Origin of the sequence: Peribacillus frigoritolerans, assembly GCF_001636405.1 — a bacterium.
Classification (GTDB): domain Bacteria; phylum Bacillota; class Bacilli; order Bacillales; family DSM-1321; genus Peribacillus; species Peribacillus frigoritolerans.
Window position 1 is genome coordinate 1,781,474 of the sequence record NZ_KV440950.1, and the last position, 19,975, is coordinate 1,801,448.

15 protein-coding genes and 1 pseudogene are annotated in these 19,975 nt (G+C 42.5%); 15 read left to right on the plus strand and 1 reads right to left on the minus strand.

Features of this window, described 5'->3' with window-relative positions:
- The first annotated feature begins 72 nt into the window (after window positions 1–72).
- The 7 genes from accD to aceA all read left to right on the plus strand — a co-directional run bounded on the left by accD (window position 73) and on the right by aceA (window position 8,800).
- Window positions 73–936 (plus strand): acetyl-CoA carboxylase, carboxyltransferase subunit beta, encoded by an 864-nt coding sequence (accD, locus tag A6755_RS08765; RefSeq protein ID WP_034309130.1) that lies wholly within the window; start codon window positions 73–75, stop codon window positions 934–936.
- Complete coding sequence (gene accA / locus A6755_RS08770) at window positions 933–1,934, plus strand: acetyl-CoA carboxylase carboxyl transferase subunit alpha (protein ID WP_034309128.1); 1,002 nt, start codon at window positions 933–935, stop codon at window positions 1,932–1,934. The genes accD and accA overlap by 4 nt, the downstream gene beginning before the upstream one ends.
- Window positions 1,935–2,213: 279 nt before the next feature.
- Entirely contained in the window at window positions 2,214–3,173 is a 960-nt protein-coding gene (gene pfkA / locus A6755_RS08775) for a 6-phosphofructokinase (RefSeq protein ID WP_034309127.1), read from the plus strand.
- A 126-nt stretch (window positions 3,174–3,299) separates the two neighbouring features.
- A complete protein-coding gene (pyk, locus tag A6755_RS08780; RefSeq protein WP_063590456.1) occupies window positions 3,300–5,060 on the plus strand; it encodes a pyruvate kinase in 1,761 nt (586 codons plus the stop codon).
- An 81-nt stretch (window positions 5,061–5,141) separates the two neighbouring features.
- Window positions 5,142–5,534: an FxsA family protein gene (locus A6755_RS08785; protein WP_034309123.1), complete on the plus strand. Its 393-nt coding sequence runs from the start codon at window positions 5,142–5,144 to the stop codon at window positions 5,532–5,534.
- Window positions 5,535–5,885: 351 nt separating this feature from the next.
- Complete coding sequence (aceB, locus tag A6755_RS08790) at window positions 5,886–7,478, plus strand: malate synthase A (RefSeq protein WP_063590457.1); 1,593 nt, start codon at window positions 5,886–5,888, stop codon at window positions 7,476–7,478.
- Between the two features lie 38 nt (window positions 7,479–7,516).
- Entirely contained in the window at window positions 7,517–8,800 is a 1,284-nt protein-coding gene (gene aceA / locus A6755_RS08795; RefSeq protein ID WP_034309118.1) for an isocitrate lyase, read from the plus strand.
- 83 nt (window positions 8,801–8,883) lie between these two features.
- On the opposite strand, the gene ytvI is transcribed toward aceA, so the two are convergent.
- The gene (gene ytvI, locus A6755_RS08800) at window positions 8,884–10,008 is read right to left on the minus strand and encodes a sporulation integral membrane protein YtvI (RefSeq protein WP_063575499.1); all 1,125 of its coding nucleotides are present in this window, start codon (window positions 10,006–10,008) and stop codon (window positions 8,884–8,886) included.
- A 193-nt stretch (window positions 10,009–10,201) separates the two neighbouring features.
- Between ytvI and A6755_RS08805 the strand changes: the two genes are divergently transcribed.
- The 8 genes and pseudogenes from A6755_RS08805 to hflC all read left to right on the plus strand — a co-directional run bounded on the left by A6755_RS08805 (window position 10,202) and on the right by hflC (window position 19,883).
- Window positions 10,202–10,663, plus strand: coding sequence for a DUF441 domain-containing protein (locus A6755_RS08805; RefSeq protein WP_034309113.1), 462 nt, complete (start codon window positions 10,202–10,204; stop codon window positions 10,661–10,663).
- Between the two features lie 539 nt (window positions 10,664–11,202).
- Window positions 11,203–12,318 carry a citrate synthase gene (gene citZ, locus A6755_RS08810; RefSeq protein WP_034309109.1) on the plus strand — a complete coding sequence of 372 codons (1,116 nt, stop codon included), beginning with the start codon at window positions 11,203–11,205 and terminating at the stop codon, window positions 12,316–12,318.
- Window positions 12,319–12,455: 137 nt separating this feature from the next.
- Window positions 12,456–13,730: pseudogene (gene icd, locus A6755_RS08815) on the plus strand (NADP-dependent isocitrate dehydrogenase); the annotation flags it as partial.
- 121 nt (window positions 13,731–13,851) lie between these two features.
- Window positions 13,852–14,787: a malate dehydrogenase gene (mdh, locus tag A6755_RS08820; protein WP_063590458.1), complete on the plus strand. Its 936-nt coding sequence runs from the start codon at window positions 13,852–13,854 to the stop codon at window positions 14,785–14,787.
- Between the two features lie 242 nt (window positions 14,788–15,029).
- Window positions 15,030–15,749 (plus strand): response regulator transcription factor, encoded by a 720-nt coding sequence (locus A6755_RS08825; RefSeq protein ID WP_034309100.1) that lies wholly within the window; start codon window positions 15,030–15,032, stop codon window positions 15,747–15,749.
- A complete protein-coding gene (gene pnpS, locus A6755_RS08830) occupies window positions 15,746–17,524 on the plus strand; it encodes a two-component system histidine kinase PnpS (protein WP_063590459.1) in 1,779 nt (592 codons plus the stop codon). The genes A6755_RS08825 and pnpS overlap by 4 nt, the downstream gene beginning before the upstream one ends.
- Before the next feature lie 395 nt (window positions 17,525–17,919).
- Window positions 17,920–18,954 carry an FtsH protease activity modulator HflK gene (gene hflK / locus A6755_RS08835; protein ID WP_084738178.1) on the plus strand — a complete coding sequence of 345 codons (1,035 nt, stop codon included), beginning with the start codon at window positions 17,920–17,922 and terminating at the stop codon, window positions 18,952–18,954.
- Window positions 18,951–19,883, plus strand: a complete 933-nt coding sequence (gene hflC, locus A6755_RS08840; protein ID WP_034309097.1) for a protease modulator HflC — start codon at window positions 18,951–18,953, stop codon at window positions 19,881–19,883. The genes hflK and hflC overlap by 4 nt, the downstream gene beginning before the upstream one ends.
- The last annotated feature ends 92 nt before the right edge of the window (window positions 19,884–19,975 follow it).

Below are 19,975 nucleotides of genomic sequence, written 5' to 3' on the forward strand. Positions count from 1 at the left end.
TAATTTTATTTCTGATATAGTTTGTACCAAGTATCATAAAATAGATAATTGGTGGTAAAGGGAGGATTAAGCTTGCTTAAAGAGCTATTTGCGAAGTCTAAGAAGAAATATGCAACGGTTCCTTTAGATCGGGAGAAACAAGATGTACCAGAAGGAATCATGACAAAGTGCACCGGCTGTAAAAAAATCATGTATACAAAAGAATTGGTGAAAAACAAGAAAGTCTGTCTGCATTGCGGGTACCATCATCCGATGTCTTCCCATGAGCGCATCGAATTTTTATTCGACGCAGGCACTTTTAATGAATTTGATAAAGAAATGATATCCGTTAACCCGCTTGATTTTCCGGATTACTTAGAAAAACTGGAAAAAGATAGAAAGAAAGCCAAGATTAATGAGGCGGTTGTCACAGGAGTCGGAAGCATAAATGGCTACCAAGTTTCAACTGCCATCATGGATTCGAATTTCCGGATGGGAAGCATGGGATCCGTTGTTGGCGAAAAAATTACCCGTGCCATTGAACGTGCTGGTGAATTGAAGATTCCGTTCATCATATTTACGGCATCAGGCGGGGCCCGGATGCAGGAGGGTGTTTTGAGCTTGATGCAGATGGCAAAGACAAGTGCAGCACTCAAGATATTCAGCAATGAAGGCGGACTGATCATATCAATGATGACCCATCCTACCACAGGCGGGGTTTCGGCAAGTTTCGCGTCACTTGGCGATATTAATCTAGCCGAACCTGGAGCACTTATTGGTTTTGCGGGACGAAGAATAATTGAGCAGACGATTCGTGAAGAGCTTCCTGAAGATTTCCAAACGGCTGAATTCTTGTTGAAGCACGGTCAATTGGATGCGGTCGTCAAACGTACGGAAATGAAGGAAACCTTGACGACGATCCTTAAAATCCATGCCCCGGGCGGTGAGTGGTTATGATTTACGAATTAGAGTTCGAGCGTCCCATTACGGACCTGAGAAATAAAATTAAAGAGCTAAAGGCAATCTCGAAGGATGCTGATGTAGACCTTACAGCAGAAATCGAAACATTGGAAAAGCGTTTAGAGAAGCTGGAAGTGGATATCTACAACCATCTTAAACCGTGGGATCGTGTTCAGATTGCCCGGCATCCAGCCCGTCCGACGACGCTTGATTACATTCCGCTGTTATTCAATGACTTCATCGAGTTTCATGGAGATCGTTATTATGGGGATGATGAAGCGATTGTTTCTGGAATCGCAGAATTCAATGGACTTGCCGTGACTGTCATCGGTCATCAACGCGGGAAGGATACGAAGGAAAACATCCGTCGTAACTTCGGCATGCCCCATCCTGAAGGCTATCGAAAAGCTTTGCGTTTGATGAAACAGGCTGAAAAATTCAACAGGCCGATTATTTGTTTCATTGATACGAAGGGAGCTTTCCCTGGTAAAGCTGCTGAAGAGCGCGGGCAAAGTGAAGCCATTGCGAAAAACCTTTTCGAAATGGCAGGGCTGAAGGTGCCGGTCATCAGTATTGTCATTGGTGAAGGCGGAAGCGGCGGTGCATTGGCGCTTGGCGTCGGAGACCGAATTTTCATGCTTGAGAACTCAACATATTCCGTGATTTCCCCTGAAGGGGCTGCAGCCTTGCTGTGGAAGGATGCTTCTCAGGCTAAGAGGGCTGCGGAAACGATGAAAATCACGGCTCCCGACTTAAACCGCCTAGGAGTCATCGATGAAATCATTCCTGAAGTGAGGGGCGGCGCCCATCGGGATTCGAATTTACAGGCAGAAGCCATCAAGGAAATCCTGAAACGTTCATTCAATGAACTATTGCCATTGAATAGTGATGATCTTATCAACCAGCGTTATATGAAATTCAAGAAAATCGGTGAATATGAATTTGCAAAACAACAACCTGAGGGCGAACCTAAGGAAGTGGAACAGCATTCATAAACACATTTTGGAAAAGGAAAAACGTGCTGCCTGGGGCAACACGTTTTTTCATCCTTTCATTCGTGTATATGAATTCATTACCGAAACGAGTAAAGAATATGGTTTGTGTGTAGAATGTAAAGTTTCACACCATTTTACTTCAATTTCTGAAGAGAATCGGTTAGGCTTATAACATCAAGTATGCATAAGTGAAACAGTTACTGCTTATTGAAGCTTGAAAAAGGGTACAATGATATAGCGAAGCTTAAAATTGATTAGTGCTGTAGAGAGGTGACATTTATGAAAAGAATAGGTGTATTGACAAGTGGAGGAGATTCTCCAGGAATGAATGCGGCAGTCCGAGCAGTTGTCCGGAAAGCAATTTTTCATGAAATGGAGGTCTTCGGTATTTATCATGGCTATCAGGGTCTGATAAATGGCAATATAAAAAAGCTTGAACTTGGGTCGGTCGGGGATATCATTCATAGAGGCGGCACGATGTTACATACGGCTCGCTGTCCGGAATTTAAGACGGAGGAAGGCCAGCTGAAAGCAATTGAACAATTGAATAAACATGGTATCGAGGGCATTGTCATAATTGGTGGCGATGGTTCTTACCGCGGGGCGAGAGCTTTAACGGAAAGGGGTTTCCCTTGTATCGGGGTTCCTGGAACGATTGATAATGACATTCCGGGTACGGACTTTACTATTGGTTTCGATACTGCCCTGAATACAGTCATCGATGCTATCGATAAAATTCGGGATACGGCCACTTCTCATGAGAGGACTTATGTGGTTGAAGTGATGGGAAGAGATGCCGGCGATATTGCACTTTGGGCTGGATTGGCTGGCGGAGCTGAAACGATTCTTTGTCCTGAATATGAATATGATATAGAAGACCTGATTGGGAAGCTGAACCGCGGTCATGACCGTGGGAAAAAGCACAGTATCATCATTGTAGCCGAAGGTGTGGGAAGTGCCGTTGATATCTCCAGGAGTATTGAGGCGAAAGCAGGAATTGAAACCCGTGTAACGGTCCTGGGCCATGTTCAGCGCGGAGGATCTCCCTCTGCAAATGACCGGGTATTGGCAAGCCGTCTTGGGGCAAGAGCCGTTGAATTGCTTCTAGAAGGAAAAGGGGGCAGGGCAGTCGGGATCGAACAAAATCAACTTGTTGATTATGATATCATCGAAGCTCTTGCAAAACCGCATACAATTGACAAGAAAATGTATGAATTATCCGCTGAGCTATCCATTTAATCATTTTTATTGACCGATAGGAATCGCCTTTTAGTAATGGGTATTTAAAAGAAGACATAAAACACTGCGCCCCCTGTCTTCAAGAAGTGGACAGGAGGCGAGTTTTCCTTAAAGGAGGATGACACTATGCGTAAAACCAAGATTGTTTGTACGATTGGCCCCGCAAGTGAAAGTATAGAAAAGCTGGTTCAATTAATAGAGGCGGGAATGAATGTGGCACGGCTTAACTTTTCTCATGGAAACCATGAAGAACACGCAGCTAGAATCCGCAATATCAGAGAAGCGAGCGAAAAAACAGGTAAACAGGTTGCCATCCTGTTGGACACAAAAGGACCTGAAATACGGACAAATAATATGGAAAATGATTCCATGGAGCTTGTAGCCGGCAACGAAGTCATTATTTCCATGAATGAAGTCCTGGGAACACCTGAAAAATTCTCCATTACCTATGAAGGGCTTCTGCATGATGTTCACCCAGGATCTAAAATCCTTTTGGATGATGGATTGATCGGGCTTGAAGTGTTGAAGATTGATGAGGTCAGAAAAGAAATCCATACGAAAATCTTGAATAGCGGCACACTTAAGAACAAAAAAGGCGTCAATGTTCCAGGAGTTTCGGTTAATCTGCCGGGCATAACGGAGAAAGACGAACAGGATATCCTTTTTGGGATCGAACAGGGTATCGATTTCATTGCTGCCTCATTTGTACGCAGGGCTTCCGATGTGCTTGAAGTAAGTGAATTATTGCAGCAAAATGGTGCGGAACATATTCAAATCATCCCTAAAATCGAAAATCAAGAGGGCGTGGACCGTCTTGATGAGATCTTGGAAGTTTCAGATGGCTTGATGGTGGCACGTGGAGACTTGGGAGTGGAAATTCCTGCAGAAGAAGTGCCATTAGTCCAAAAACAAATGATCAAAAAATGTAATAATGCCGGGAAACCAGTCATAACGGCTACACAAATGCTCGATTCGATGCAGCGTAATCCAAGGCCGACCCGTGCAGAAGCAAGTGACGTGGCCAATGCCATATTTGATGGAACGGATGCCATCATGCTTTCTGGCGAAACAGCTGCTGGAACCTATCCTGTCGAAGCGGTGCAAACGATGCATAACATTGCTTCACGTGCTGAAACTGCCCTTGATTATCGGGATATATTATCAGTCAGAAGCAAAGTGAACCGTCATAATGTCACGGATGCCATTGGTCAATCCGTTGCCCACACTGCGCTTAATCTTAATGCAGGGGCAATCATCACCCCTACAGAAAGCGGTCATACGGCAAGGATGATTTCCAAATACCGCCCTAAAGCACCGATCATTGCGGTTACATCCAATGATCATGTTACAAGAGGGCTTGCATTGGTTTGGGGAGTCTATCCGCAGATTGGTCCAAAAGCGACGACTACCGATGAAATGCTTCAAACAGCAATAGATGAAAGCCTTCATTCTGGCTTAGTTTCCCATGGGGATTTAGTCGTCATTACAGCCGGTGTGCCTGTAGGTGAAACGGGTACGACTAACTTGATGAAAATTCATGTGTTAGGAGAGGTTCTTTTGAAGGCTCAAGGAATCGGCAGGAAATCAGCGAAAGGTGAAGTGGTTATCGCTAAGAATGCTAAGGAAGCCTTGGAAAAAGTGAAGGAAGGCTCTGTATTGGTTACGATCGGTTCTGACCGCGAAATGATGCCGGCAATTGAAAAGTGTGCGGCTTTGATTACGGAAGAAGGCGGTTTGACAAGCCATGCAGCTGTTGTGGGAGTCACATTGGGCATACCGGTCATCGTTGGGGCGGAGGACGCGACCAAGGTTTTCACGGATGGTCAAAGAATAACGGTCGATGCAGGTCGTGGAGTCATTTATGATGGACATGCAAACGTTCTGTAAAACGAAATTTTGGCTGATTCCTTGCCAATGAGGTAAGATGGATGTACCGCACCAGAAATGGGCTGTGCAGGAGGAATGAAGATGAAATATTTTTTAATGTTTATCATTGCGATGCCGGTCGTTGAAATTATTGTCCTTTTGCTGTCAGGCAATCTGATTGGCTTTTGGCCAACGCTGTTCCTGATTGTAGCCACAGGTTTGATTGGAGCTTATTTGGCTAAACGGCAAGGGATGGAGACGTGGAAAAAGGCACAGGAACAGATTCGTTACGGAATGATGCCAGGAAATGAAATCATTGATGGAATCTGTATCTTTATCGGAGCTGCACTGTTGCTTTCCCCTGGGCTCATCTCGGATATCATGGGATTGATCCTTGTGTTTCCGCCAACCCGGAATCTCCTCAAACCGATTGTTATCCGGTTTATCATGAACAGGATGAATAAAGGGAAAGTTACCATCATTCGGCATAAATAATATAAGGCTGTCTATAGGCGTAAGCTTTTAGGCAGCCTTTTTGGTCTTTTTAAAAAGGTCCGCAAAAGCATCCCGGTTTTTTATGGGGTGCTTTTTTGCTTTACAAATGGCTCCTGTTTCACCATTGAATGATGATTTCCACGAGAATGAAATGTGTATAATAACAGGACTTTTAAATGATTATCACTTGGAAACATTGGTAAATAAGGCTTTTCCAAGCTAAAAAATCTTTTTTTAGATTTTTTAGAAAAAACTGGTGACAAATTTATACAACGTGTTATATAATACAAACAGGAAATAAAACATCTGTATTATAACATAAAAGAGTTGGAAAGGGTGTGGAGAGGCAATATGATTACGGAAGCAAAAGGCTTACAGATTACAGGCAATATTAAGCCAGGATATGAACAAATACTTACAGCGGAAGCTCTTCAATTCATCGAAAGAATGGAACGGCATTTCGGTGGAAGAAGGGCAGAACTTCTAGAACGGCGGAAAAGCGTTCAGGAAGAACTGAATCAAGGCATGCTTCCTGATTTCCTTGAAGAAACGAAGCATATTCGTGCAAGTGATTGGACGATTGCGCCCCTCCCGAATGATTTGCAGGATCGCAGGGTTGAAATCACTGGACCTGTTGATCGTAAAATGATCATAAATGCCATGAACTCAGGTGCCAATGTATTCATGGCTGACTTTGAAGATGCCAATTCACCCACTTGGGAGAATTGCATCGATGGCCAATTGAATCTGCGCGATGCAATCCGCGGAACCATTTCATTTAAAAATCCAAATGGCAAAGTGTATGAATTAAATGAAAGAACAGCTGTGCTAAAGGTAAGGCCACGCGGCTGGCATTTGGAGGAAAAACATGTCCTTTTGGATGGACAGCCTATATCAGCCAGCATTTTTGACTTTGGACTGTACTTTTACCACAACGCAAAAGCATTGGTTGAAAAACAAAGCGGTCCATACTTTTACTTACCGAAAATGGAAAGCCATCTCGAAGCAAGATTATGGAATGAAATTTTCGTATATGCACAGAACGATTTGAGAATCCCGCAAGGAACCATCAAGGCAACGGTCTTGATAGAAACAATTCTTGCTGCATTCGAAATGGACGAAATTCTGTACGAGCTGAAAGAACATTCGGCAGGCCTGAACTGTGGCCGCTGGGATTATATCTTTAGTTTCCTGAAAAAATTCCGTAACTCGGATGATGTCATTTTCCCAGATCGGCAGCAGGTCACGATGACCGTCCCGAACATGAGGGCGTATTCCTTACTGGCGATCAAAACATGCCACAGCCGTAATGCTCCTGCAATTGGCGGGATGGCCGCACAAATTCCCGTTAAAAATGACCCGGTTAAGAACGATGAGGCTTTTGCGAAAGTTAAGGCAGATAAAGAACGCGAAGCAAGAGACGGTCATGATGGAACATGGGTTGCCCACCCAGGTATGGTAAGCACGGCAAAAGAGGTTTTTGACCTGCTCGTTCCAAAACCGAATCAAATTTTCCGGAAACGGGAAGATGTCCATGTAACAGCACAAGAGTTGCTGGCTGTACCGGAAGGAACGATCACAGAGGCAGGCTTAAGGACGAATATTAATGTAGGCATCCAATATATCGCCTCATGGTTATGCGGCAGAGGTGCGGCACCTATCAATAACTTAATGGAAGATGCTGCAACCGCTGAAATTTCAAGGGCTCAAGTCTGGCAATGGATCCGTCATCCAAAAGGCATTCTCGAAGATGGCAGGAAAATAACCGAGGAATTATTCCATCAAATCAAAGAAGAAGAATTGGCGGTCATTAAATCGGAAGTAGGGGAACAAACTTTCAAATCAGGAAAGTTTGAAGAGTCTACTAAACTATTTGAACAATTGATTGAAGCGGATGACTTTGCAGATTTCTTAACTAACGCGGCATATGAAAAATTATCTTAATATTCAAAATATATGATATGAATTAGGAGGAAATAATGATGATGAATGAGAGAGCGCAAAAATTACAACAAAGCTGGGAAAATGACTCACGGTGGACTGGTATTAAACGTCCTTATACGGCCGAGGAAGTCATTAAACTGAGAGGTTCCATCGATATTGAACAAACATTGGCACGCCGCGGTTCCGAAAAACTATGGAATCTATTAAAAACAGAGGATTTCATCAATGCATTAGGAGCATTGACCGGTAACCAAGCCATGCAGCAGGTGAAAGCTGGTTTAAAAGCAATCTACTTAAGCGGCTGGCAAGTGGCGGCAGATGCTAACATCGCAGGGCAAATGTACCCTGACCAAAGTTTATATCCAGCCAACTCCGTGCCGCAAGTCGTTAAACGCATTAATCAGACACTTCAGCGTGCAGACCAAATCAGCTTTGCTGAAGGGAAGAATGATATCGATTGGTTCGCTCCAATCGTGGCGGATGCTGAAGCAGGTTTTGGCGGTTCCCTTAACGTCTTTGAATTAATGAAAGGCATGATCGAAGCTGGAGCGGCTGGCGTTCACTTCGAAGACCAGCTTTCTTCCGAGAAAAAATGCGGTCACCTAGGCGGTAAAGTCCTTCTTCCTACCCAAACGGCAGTGCGTAATTTAGTTTCCGCCCGATTGGCAGCAGATGTAATGGGTACACCGACCATTTTGATTGCCCGTACGGATGCTGATGCTGCAGATTTGATCACGGATGATATTGATCCGGTCGATGCACCATTCATCACTGGTGAAAGGACTCCAGAAGGATTCTACCGCACGAATGCAGGTCTTGACCAAGCCATTGCAAGAGGCCTTGCTTATGCGCCATATGCCGACCTTATCTGGTGTGAGACTTCTGAACCTAATCTAGCGGATGCTCGCCGCTTTGCCGAGGCCATCCATGCAGAGTTCCCGGGAAAATTGCTTGCTTACAATTGTTCCCCATCATTTAACTGGAAAGCGAAATTAAGTGATGAAGAGATTGCCAATTATCAAGTGGAATTGGGTAAATTGGGTTATAAATTCCAATTCGTTACACTTGCAGGCTTCCATTCATTGAATCATAGCATGTTCAACCTTGCTCTTGGTTATAAAGAACGCGGCATGGCTGCATACTCTGAACTTCAACAAGCGGAATTCGCTAGTGAGCCGGATGGCTATACAGCAACACGTCATCAGCGTGAAGTGGGAACGGGTTACTTTGATGAAGTGGCACAAGTCGTTTCTGGTGGAACATCATCCACAACAGCACTTGCAGGTTCCACTGAAACAGAACAATTCGAGACGTCAAAATAATTCTAGTTTAAAACCAAAAATCCGCCTTGTACCCGAGGCGGATTTTTAAGTGGAAAAAGTGAATGCTAATGGAAGTCAGGACCTTAAGTGGTTTTCTTTGTATCCCCGATGATGAAAGTCCATATGGCCTTGAAGACATGGGCACGCTGAAGTGTATTGAATATGACAAGTACGACAGGTCCGGCAATCAAACCTAGGAAACCGATCAACTTGAATCCGATGAACAAGGCGATGAGAGTGGCAAGCGGATCCAAACCAATACTGGATGAAAGAACTTTTGGCTCTATTAGCTGACGCTGGACAACGACGATTATGTAAAGGACGGACAAACCGATTGCGAGACTTGTATTCCCGGCAATGAATTCAAAGATGATCCAAGGAATGAAAATCGTACCTGTCCCTAAATAGGGAATGATATCGACCAGTCCGCATATCAGGGCAATGGTAATTGAATAATTCACCCCTAAAATGAGAAATCCGATTAAAATCGTGACAGTCGTCAATGAAACAAGAGTGAATTGTGCCCGGATGAATCCGAATAAAGCCCGTTTTAAATCCCTGAATAAACGCTTTGCACCCGCAAAAATCTTATCAGGCAACACTTTTCCGGTCATGCGGCCGAAGGTATCCCAATCTTTGCTGATGAAGAATGTGCCAAGCAAAGTAAAAAGGAGTGCCGTTGCTGTAGTTGGAAACCATCCGATGATTGTGGGGATGTTCTTCAAGAAGGCTTGAATGAAGCCGCTTACTCCCGTCGTGATGGATTCACCGATATTTTGGATATTCTTGAGGATTGTGTCTTGCTGTTCGGTATCCAAATTATTGAACATGGCAGCTATTTGATTATATAAAGGGATGACGGTGGTAGCGATGTATGTTTCTATATAATCCACGATGGTTTCAATGTGTTTCGGGATGACTCCGGCAAGGTAATTGGTCCCTGAAATGATCTCGGTGACCAGTAAGGTGATAAGACCCGCAAATAAAAGGAAAATGAGTAAAAGGGAAACGAATACAGCTAACCCCCGTGGCAGCCGCCCTTTCCTTTCGAAAAAGATGACCAGGGGATTCATCAAGAAAGCGATGATCATGGCAATGATGAATGGATATGTATATTTAGATAAATAAAACAAGGCAATTCCACCTAATATTATCCCTCCGACGACCAGTAAAGAACGAATGAAACGATACATATATACCGGATTCAAGTCATATCCTCCTTCAACCATTAAGTTTGTATTATAATTGTAACGATGATGGAAAAGAAAGGAAAGATTCTTTCGTCTTTCGTTTTGAATTTTTTCTGCAGATGCATCGTTCCTTAAATCATTTTTCTCCCAAGAACAAGGGAGTTTGTTATGTTAAAATAACAAAAAAAAGAAGGAAGAAGGTGAAGGGATAATGATCAACGGTCCTGTCGTATTTTTAATTCTGCTTGCTGCAATCGGTTGGTTTGGGAAAAATACCTCACTGATCATGGCTGCGGGTTTTCTTTTAAGCATGAAACTGATTGGCCTTGACGCTAAAGTGTTTCCATACCTTGAAGCGAAAGGAATCAACCTGGGTGTCACGATCATCACGATCTCCGTACTCATTCCCATAGCAAACGGAGCGATTGGTTTCAAGGAACTAGGAGACGCGATAAAATCCCCTTATGCCTGGATTGCACTTGCATCCGGAATAGCCGTTGCACTCATAGCAAAAAATGGGATTACACTGCTGTCGCATGATCCGCACATTACCACCGCTCTTGTATTTGGGACGATTCTTGCGGTTGCCTTATTCAAAGGTGTGGCTGTCGGCCCGTTAATCGGGGCAGGAATTGCTTATTTATGCATGCAGATCTTTAATTTTTTTAAATGAAGTGAGAGGCTAAAGGGAGAAAACCCCGTCAGTACTGGAAATGTAAATTTTCTATTTAATGTTTCGTTTATTCTGCTTTGAGACATTTTTTTTGAAAAAACGATTTTAAACGCATGAATAAAGCAAGAGAATATGTAGCTAATTTTTCTAATAAAATAATAATTTTTTCACATTTTAAGTGCTTTTCATTCCCAAAAAAGTGTTTATTGTTTATAATAATCATGTAACTGCTCTGATTTATTAAAATTGGGATTCAGAATATCATTGATATTTTTGAGGAATCTTAAAAAAAGATGTAGTTATTGAGCAAGCGCTCACTAGGAATAGCTACAAGCATTATTTTTAGAATTTCTTAATTAAAGATTATCGTACATTTTACTATTGTTGGGGTCATATTCTGTGAACGCTTCCAATACAAGATGTATGTCTTCTGCTAAAAAATAGATGGTTGTTTACAATAGCTAATTTCTTGGAAGCGCTACATTTATACGCTAATAGCAAGGGCATAGGGGAATATCTAGGAAAAGGAGAGATTTAGTATGACAGCAACAAAAGGTCTTGAAGGTGTGGTAGCAACAACTTCATCAGTAAGCTCCATTATCGATGACACATTAACGTATGTAGGTTATGACATCGATGATTTGGCTTCGAACGCAACATTCGAGGAAGTAATCTATCTTTTATGGCACGGAGCTCTTCCGAACAAAAGCCAACTAGAAGAATTAACTAAACAACTTGCTGAAAATGCTGAAATTCCAGCTGAAGTGGTTAATCACTTCAAAACATACCCAATTGATAAAGTACATCCAATGGGAGCTCTTCGCACCGCAGTATCTCTTCTTGGTCTTTATGATGAAGAAGCAGATGTAATGAATGAAGAAGCTAACTATCGTAAAGCAATCCGCATCCAAGCAAAAATCCCTACATTGGTAACAACTTTCGCTCGCGTCCGTCAAGGGAAAGAAGCTGTTGCTCCACGTACAGATTTAAGCTTTGCTGCTAACTTCTTATATATGTTAAGCGGTAATGAACCAACGGCAATCGAAGAAGAAGCATTCAACAAGGCATTGGTTCTTCATGCTGACCATGAATTAAACGCTTCTACATTCACTGCACGCGTTTGTGTGGCTACATTAGCTGATATCTATTCTGGTGTAACTGCTGCCATCGGCGCTTTAAAAGGCCCACTTCACGGCGGAGCTAACGAACAAGTCATGAAAATGCTTACAGAAATTGGTTCAGTTGATAACGTTGAGCCATATATCAACGAAAAATTAGCCAATAAAGAAAAAATCATGGGCTTTGGCCACCGTGTATACCGTAAAGGTGATCCTCGTGCTAAACACCTTAAAGAAATGTCACAAAAACTGACTGAACTTACTGGGCAACCTCAATATTATGATATGTCCATCAAAATTCATGAAATCGTAACCGGTCAAAAGAATCTTCCGCCGAATGTGGATTTCTATTCTGCTTCCGTATACCACAGTTTAGGCATCGAGCATGACCTATTTACACCAATCTTTGCTGTAAGCCGTGCTTCAGGCTGGATCGCTCATATCCTTGAGCAATATTCAAACAACCGCCTTATCCGTCCGCGTGCAGAGTATGTTGGACCAGGTATGCAAAAATATGTACCGATTGAAAACCGCTAATTAAAAGTTTTTTCGAAAATCATTTTTTATTTCATCGAATTTGTAGTAAATTAATAGATGTGAGTAAAAAAGGTTAGTGGTTCTGCCTTATTTATTAAGCAGGCCATCTAACCTTTGAATTTGAATCGGAGGTAAGAAACATGACACAAAGCCAAAAAATCACAGTTACTAACGGTGTTCTTAACGTACCAAACAACCCAATCGTTCCTTATATTGAGGGAGACGGAATCGGTCCTGATATCTGGGCTGCAGCATCCCGCGTTTTAGACGCAGCAGTTGAAAAAGCTTACAATGGCGAAAAGAAAATCGAATGGAAAGAAGTTTTAGCTGGACAAAAAGCATTTGACCAAACGGGCGAATGGCTTCCACAAGAAACTCTTGATGTCATTAACGAATATCTAATCGCTATTAAAGGACCTCTTACAACTCCAATCGGTGGCGGTATCCGCTCATTGAACGTTGCATTGCGTCAAGTATTGGACTTATTCGTATGTCTTCGTCCAGTACGTTACTTTGATGGTGTACCTTCACCAGTTAAACGTCCAGAAGACACTGACATGGTCATCTTCCGTGAAAACACTGAAGACATCTATGCTGGTATCGAATATGCAAAAGGTTCTGACGAAGCTAAGAAATTAATCGAATTCCTTCAAAATGAATTCGGTGTTCAAAAAATTCGTTTCCCTGAAACTTCAGGTATCGGAATTAAACCGATTTCCGAAGAAGGAACAAAACGTCTTGTTCGCGCTGCACTTAACTATGCAATCAAAGAAGGCCGTAAATCATTAACGCTTGTTCATAAAGGTAACATCATGAAATTCACTGAAGGTGCATTCAAAACTTGGGGTTATGAAGTTGCAGAACAAGAATTCGCCGATAAAGTGTTCACATGGAACCAATATGACAAAATTAAAGATGCTGAAGGCACTGAAGCTGCTAACAAAGCACAATCTGCTGCTGAAGCTGAAGGCAAAATCATCGTTAAAGATTCCATTGCCGATATCTTCTTACAACAAATCCTGACTCGTCCTAAAGAGTTTGATGTTGTTGCAACAATGAACTTGAACGGAGATTACATTTCTGATGCATTAGCTGCACAAGTTGGTGGAATCGGTATTGCTCCAGGAGCAAACATCAACTACGAAACTGGACATGCCATCTTCGAAGCAACTCACGGAACGGCTCCTAAATATGCTGGTCTTGATAAAGTTAACCCATCTTCAGTTCTTCTTTCAGGCGTTCTTTTACTTGAGCACCTTGGTTGGAACGAAGCTGCAAACAGCATCACTAAATCAGTGGAACAAACAATCGCTTCTAAAGTTGTTACATACGACTTTGCCCGCCTAATGGATGGTGCAACGGAAGTTAAATGTTCTGAGTTCGCTGACGAGCTTATCAAAAACCTTAAATAATTCATTATATGCTTTCTGGAAAAGTGCCTGAACGGGCTGCTTTTCCAGGAGGCTTATATATATTTTCAGAGGATGTTAAAAGTATTCCAAAAGTATTTATATATTTTAAGGAGGAAATAACATGTCTAAACGTAAAAAAATCACAGTTGTAGGTGCTGGATTCACTGGTGCTACAGCAGCATTCCTGGCAGCTCAAAAAGAGCTTGGTGATATCGTTTTAGTTGATATTCCGCAAGCTGAAAACCCTACAAAAGGTAAAGCCCTTGATATGGCGGAAGCAGGACCTGTTCTAGGTTTCGATGCTAACATCATCGGTACATCCGACTATGCAGAAACAGCTGATTCCGACGTGGTGATCATCACTGCCGGAATTGCCCGTAAGCCCGGCATGAGCCGTGACGACTTAGTTCAAACTAACCAAAAAGTTATGAAATCAGTAACTAAAGAAGTCGTTAAATATTCCCCTAATACAACAATCATCGTTTTGACAAACCCTGTAGATGCAATGACTTATACTGTATACAAAGAATCCGGTTTCCCTAAAGAACGCGTTATCGGACAATCAGGTGTACTTGATACAGCTCGTTTCCGCACGTTCGTGGCTCAAGAATTAAACTTATCGGTTAAAGATGTAACTGGATTCGTACTTGGCGGACACGGAGACGATATGGTTCCTCTAGTGCGTTACTCTTATGCAGGCGGAATTCCTTTGGAAAAATTGATCCCTCAAGATCGTTTAGAAGCAATAGTGGCTCGTACCCGCACTGGCGGCGGGGAAATCGTAAACCTTCTAGGAAACGGAAGCGCCTATTATGCACCGGCTGCATCCCTGGTGGAAATGGCTGAAGCGATCCTTAAAGATCAACGTCGCGTTCTTCCGTCAATCGCTTATCTCGAAGGTGAATACGGATTTGAAGGCATTTACCTTGGAGTGCCGACTGTACTTGGTGCAAAAGGCATTGAACAAATCATCGAACTTGATTTGACTGAAGGAGAAAAAACGGCACTTTCAAAATCTGTTGAATCGGTTAAAGCAGTCATGCAAGTCCTTCAATAAAAGATCATAATCGGACTGCCCGGATATTGGAAGAAAAGGCCAAGGCGCCTTATTCCGACTCCGGGCAGTTTTTTAATCCGTTCAAAAGAACCCTGGAGCGTATAATCTACCTGCTGAAGATAGGAATAACTTTATTTCCGTTTTTTTTATGTGTAAATTTCATATAATATTCTTTATAATGGAATTGGATGAGTAGACCAAGAAATTGGTCTTTTGGGTAATACATAATTCAGGAGGATCTAATGTCAAAGAAAATTCTCGTAGTGGATGATGAGCAATCAATAGTTACCTTACTTCAGTACAATTTAGAACAATCAGGCTATACGGTGATCACAGCTTTGGATGGAGAACAAGGGCTGGAGGCTGCCGTGGATATACGACCCGATTTAGTGGTATTGGATTTGATGCTGCCTAAAATGGACGGGCTTGAAGTATGTAAGCAGCTTCGCCAGCAAAAAATCAATATACCGATCTTGATGCTGACAGCTAAGGACGATGAATTTGACAAGGTGCTGGGACTGGAACTGGGGGCGGATGATTACTTGACCAAGCCATTTAGTCCGAGGGAGGTAGTGGCCCGGATTAAAGCCATTTTAAGAAGATCCCAGTTGCAATCGAACGGAAGTGAGTCAAATCAGGATCAGGAAGAGGGTCTCCTGAAATTAGGGGAATTGAAAGTGTTCCCGGAACGATACGAAGCATTCTTTGATGAACAGCAATTAGAATTGACTCCAAAGGAATTTGAATTACTTTTATATTTGGCGAAGAATAAAGGAAGAGTGCTGACCAGGGATCAACTTCTCAGTGCGGTATGGAATTATGATTTCGCGGGAGACTCACGGATCGTCGATGTCCATATTAGCCATCTTCGTGAAAAAATAGAGAAAGATACAAAAAAACCACTCTATATTAAAACGATAAGGGGCTTGGGGTATAAGCTTGAGGAGCCTAAAAAGGAATGACGACCTATCGTAAAAAGCTCTTATATACCCTCATCACATTGGTGATGGTCGTCCTGATGGCCGTGGGCTTTTTATTAGGGCACTTGTTCAAAAGTTATTATATTAAAACGTTCAATGAGCGTATACAGAACGAAACATTTTTCATTTCTACATATATTAAGGAGCATGGCGGGATTGAGTCCTTTTTGGAAAAAGGGAAGACGGCAAAACTGACACCCCTTTTAGATTCTAATTTAACCATTCTTTCCACGAGTGGGGAAATATTATACGATTCGACATCATCCAATGAAATACTTAAAAGCCATGCCAATGTCCTTCGCAAAATAACTTTGGAAAAAGGGCTTAAGAATGGGGAAGGGTATGAAGTGGTCGAAGGCGAATCGGACCTCCATTATTATTGGAAGACGGTTGAAAAGGACGGCGAGATCGAAGGCTTTGTCGTCCATAGCAATGAAATAGAGGCCATCCATCAAGTGAATAAACAAATGTGGCAAATATTGATCATTTGTTTAGGGGTTGCCTTGATCATCATCCTGATGCTTGCGAGTAAAATCACTTCATATTATACCCGTCCGATCGAAGAGGCGACGATGGCAGCCATTGAACTGGCAAAAGGGAATTACGGAACCCGGACATTCGGGAGGCATTCCGATGAAACGGGAATGCTGACAACTTCCTTGAACATATTGGCGAGGAATCTTCAGGAAACAGAGATAGCGAGGGAAATGAATCAGGATCGTTTGGAAACTCTTGTTGAGAATATCGGTAGCGGGGTCTTGCTGATAGACAGTAAAGGGTATACGACCTTGATCAACCGGGAATTCAAGAAAAGCTTCCGTGTGAACGCCGCTACATTTTTGTTTCAGGAATATTATTCGGTCATTAAAGACCAGGAAGTGATAGCCATCATCGAAGAGATCTTTCGAACGGAAAAAACGATAAAACGGCAGGTGAAGATACCGCTTGCCATAGAACGAAAGCATTTTGAGATTTACGGCGCTCCAATAATCGGGAATCACGACGAATGGAAGGGGATCCTCCTCATTTTCCATGATATCACCGAATTGAAAAGGCTCGAGCAGATGCGGAAGGATTTCGTGGCCAATGTGTCCCATGAATTGAGAACTCCGATCACTTCCATAAAAGGCTTCTCTGAAACATTGTTAGATGGCGCCTTAAAAGACGAAAAGACCTTAAAGCACTTTTTATCGATTATCTTGAAAGAAAGTGACCGGCTGCAAGAACTCATTCAGGAGCTGCTGAATTTATCCAAAATGGAGCAACAGGAATTCGTTTTAAACGCAGGGGTCGTGGATATTACGAAAGTGCTTGGCGAAATACAAGAGATGCTTATAGGCAAGCTGAAAGAAAAAGAAGTATCCCTTGAAATTAAAACATCACCGGAACCAGTTTTCATTGAAGGGGAATCTGACAGGATCAAACAGGTTTTCATCAATTTGATTACGAACGCATTGACCTATACACCAAATGGCGGCAGGGTCACCGTTGACATCATTGAAAATGAACAGACCGTCGATATTACAGTTCAAGACAACGGGATCGGCATCGAAGAAAAAGAACTGCCAAGGATCTTTGAACGGTTCTACCGGATCGATAAGGCGAGGAGCCGCGATTCAGGAGGAACGGGCATTGGACTGGCAATCGTCAAGCATATAATAGAAGTCCATAAAGGTAAAATCAACGTGGAAAGCACACCTGGAACCGGGACGACTTTTACAGTCACTTTAAATAAAAGCTTAAAAGGGAAAATGTAGCGGGCATTTTATTTACATGTACTTTACAATTCCTTAAAACGGACTTCATAATGCAGGGGTACAATGGTTGTACAACCCCTCATCCAAGGAGTTAAACATTGACAGAGACATAGTCTCTGTTTGATTATTTAGAAGTTCAACCAAAATTTTAAAGCAAAGATGATTGGAACAGGCAGACAAAACTCCTGTAGGAATTGCGTCTAAGTTGCAACAACATTCAAATCGTACAAACCTTAAACCTTAGGCAGAGACATGGTCTCTGTCTTTTAATTTTGGCTATATTCCCCGTATACCATTCATCTATCCTATTTTTCTGGGAAAATATTTGATTTTTATGAAACTTTAGGCCCTTTCTTGCGTAAATAAGATATAACTGCAAAGAAGGGGTGATACATATCGTTAGCTTAAAAAGGATATATACAATTACAGGACTTGTCTTTCTTATTTTAATTTTGGGTGTAGTTGCGATATCGACCTGGTACACGGTTGATGAATCCGATCAAGCTGTCATAATGACGTTTGGTAAAGTGGAGGAGACGATAACGGAACCAGGACTTCACTTTAAACTGCCTTGGCCAGTTCAATCGGTCGAGAAATTATCCAAAGAAACATTCAGTCTTAAATTTGGATATAAGGAAGAGGATGGAGAGGTGACGGATTACCCGAGTGAGACCAAAATGATTACGGGTGATGAAAATATTGTGCTGGCCGACCTAGTCGTTCAGTGGAAAATCACCGACCCTCCAAAATATCTATACAATGCAGAAGATCCAGAAAAAATATTATACGATACGACTTCAGCTGCATTACGGAGCATAATCGGCAGCACGAAAATCGATGATGCCCTTACATCTGGTAAAGCGCAAATCGAAGCGGATGTACGCGATTTATTGTCACAGCTAATGGAGAAGTATGATGTCGGGATTTCCATATCTGCGGTTAAACTCCAGGACGTGGAGTTACCGAATGAAGAAGTGCGGAAAGCATTTACCAATGTAACGGATGCCCGTGAAACGGCAAATACGAAAATCAACGAAGCGGATAAATATGAAAATAAGCGTATGAATGAAGCGGAAGGGGAAAAAGATGCCATCATTTCACAGGCCAATGGGGATAAAGCTGCGCGTACGGAAGCTGCCCGCGGGGATGTAGCGGTCTTTGAAAAATTACTCAGTGAGTATAAAGGCAATAAGGGGATTACGAAGGACCGTCTAATTATTGAGACCCTTGAGGAAGTATTGCCGAATGCTGAGATTTATATTATGAATGATGATGGAAACACAATGAAGTACTTGCCGCTTCGCTCGCTTGAAAAGGAGGAAACGAAAAAAACTCCTGCCTCTGATGAAGCCGCCATACCTGAAGAAGAAACGAAAAAAGGGAATGCATCGGAAGAAAAAGCGACAGGGGAAGGGGGCACTAAACAATGAGTGGAAAAATAATAGATTTCTCTGAGTTGAAAAAAGGGGATTTTCATTGGAGGGGCTATGTGAGAATCGGCATTTTCCTGATTATTTTCATCGCGCTGCTGCTAATCATCTTCACCAATGTCTATATCGTCAAAGAGGGCGAATACAAGGTCGTCCGCCAATTCGGTGAGGTGGTAAGGATCGATAAGACTCCGGGATTGAAGGCGAAGGTGCCATTCATTCAGAGTATCATGACCTTACCGAAGTATCAGATGACTTCCGATGTTTCCGAAGCGGAAATCAATACGAAAGATAAAAAGCGGATGCTGATCGATAACTATGCAGTTTGGAGAATAGAAGATCCGAAGAAATTGATTACAAATGCAAGGACACTTGAGAATGCCGAAACGAAAATGGAAGAGTTCATCTATTCGGCAGTTCGTTCAGAGCTGGGCCAGCTGAATTATGATGAGATCATCAATGATGAGAAGTCATCCAGGGGAAGTTTAAACGACCGCATAACCGAAAAAGTCAACGATTTGCTGCAAAAGGACAGTTATGGAATCAGCTTGACGGATGTCCGGATCAAGCGGACTGACCTGCCTTCCGAAAACGAAGCATCCGTCTTCAAGAGGATGATTTCCGAGCGGGAATCGAAAGCGCAAGAATACCTGTCCAAAGGTGATGCGAAGAAAAACCGTATCATTGCGGATACCGATCGGAAAGTGAAGGAACTGCTTTCTACTGCGGAGGCTGATGCAGAAGTGATCAGGGCAGAAGGGGAAGGGGAAGCAGCGAAAATCTATAATAAATCGTTTTCCAAAGACCCCGAATTCTATAAACTATACCGGACTCTTGAATCCTACAAGAAAACGATTGGAGATCAAACGGTCATCGTTCTGCCTTCTGATTCCCCTTATGCCAGCTTGTTAATGGGAAATACTAAATAACCTTGATGCCGTCATTTTTCTTTCCGCTTCTACTCATGGTAGAATAGAGAAGGAAAATGAACGGCTTTTTGCGTTTTTATATAGAAGCTATA

Bases quoted from the DNA above. Each gene is read 5' to 3' on its own strand.
- accA (WP_034309128.1), top strand. From the start codon at position 933: ATGATTTACGAATTAGAGTTCGAGCGTCCCATTACGGACCTGAGAAAT.
- pfkA (WP_034309127.1), top strand. From the start codon at position 2,214: ATGAAAAGAATAGGTGTATTGACAAGTGGAGGAGATTCTCCAGGAATG.
- pyk (WP_063590456.1), top strand. From the start codon at position 3,300: ATGCGTAAAACCAAGATTGTTTGTACGATTGGCCCCGCAAGTGAAAGT.
- A6755_RS08785 (WP_034309123.1), top strand. From the start codon at position 5,142: ATGAAATATTTTTTAATGTTTATCATTGCGATGCCGGTCGTTGAAATT.
- aceB (WP_063590457.1), top strand. From the start codon at position 5,886: ATGATTACGGAAGCAAAAGGCTTACAGATTACAGGCAATATTAAGCCA.
- aceA (WP_034309118.1), top strand. From the start codon at position 7,517: ATGATGAATGAGAGAGCGCAAAAATTACAACAAAGCTGGGAAAATGAC.
- A6755_RS08805 (WP_034309113.1), top strand. From the start codon at position 10,202: ATGATCAACGGTCCTGTCGTATTTTTAATTCTGCTTGCTGCAATCGGT.
- citZ (WP_034309109.1), top strand. From the start codon at position 11,203: ATGACAGCAACAAAAGGTCTTGAAGGTGTGGTAGCAACAACTTCATCA.
- mdh (WP_063590458.1), top strand. From the start codon at position 13,852: ATGTCTAAACGTAAAAAAATCACAGTTGTAGGTGCTGGATTCACTGGT.
- A6755_RS08825 (WP_034309100.1), top strand. From the start codon at position 15,030: ATGTCAAAGAAAATTCTCGTAGTGGATGATGAGCAATCAATAGTTACC.
- pnpS (WP_063590459.1), top strand. From the start codon at position 15,746: ATGACGACCTATCGTAAAAAGCTCTTATATACCCTCATCACATTGGTG.
- hflC (WP_034309097.1), top strand. From the start codon at position 18,951: ATGAGTGGAAAAATAATAGATTTCTCTGAGTTGAAAAAAGGGGATTTT.